Origin of the sequence: Shigella sp. FC1661 (genome assembly GCF_001712525.1) — a bacterium.
In the GTDB taxonomy this organism is placed as follows: Bacteria; Pseudomonadota; Gammaproteobacteria; order Enterobacterales; family Enterobacteriaceae; genus Escherichia; species Escherichia coli.
On record NZ_MDGW01000511.1, the window covers coordinates 1 to 348 of the forward strand.

The 348-nt window shown below is 53.2% G+C and carries 3 tRNA genes; all 3 read right to left on the reverse strand.

The features are described from left to right. Positions 1–92: 92 nt before the first annotated feature. Positions 93–169 (reverse strand) — tRNA-Arg (locus BFF42_RS21415). Positions 170–184: 15 nt separating this feature from the next. Beyond that, positions 185–260 (reverse strand) — tRNA-Arg (locus BFF42_RS21420). Positions 261–266: 6 nt separating this feature from the next. Then, a tRNA-Ile gene (locus BFF42_RS21425) sits at positions 267–342 on the reverse strand. Positions 343–348 lie beyond the last annotated feature (6 nt).

Below are 348 nucleotides of genomic sequence, written 5' to 3' on the forward strand. Positions count from 1 at the left end.
ACAAACTCCCCGCAAACCAGACAACAGTCAACCGCCTGAATTGTGAGACATTTAAAAAAAAGCCCGCAAAAGCGAGCCAGGGAAAATAAGTGTGGCGCGTTCTACTGTATTCGAACCAGTGACCGATTGCTTAGAAGGCAATTGCTCTGTCCGGCTGAGCTAACAACGCAGGATACAGATAATGAACCGCCTTCGGGGACCCGAACTCCGCGCAACCAGCTTCGAAGGCTGGCGCTCTTTCCTGATGAGCTAATGGCGGTATGTGATGGTGGCCCTTGCTGGATTTGAACCAGCGACCTGGCGATTATGAGTCGCTCGCTCTCACCACTGAGCTAAAGGGCCGGGAGC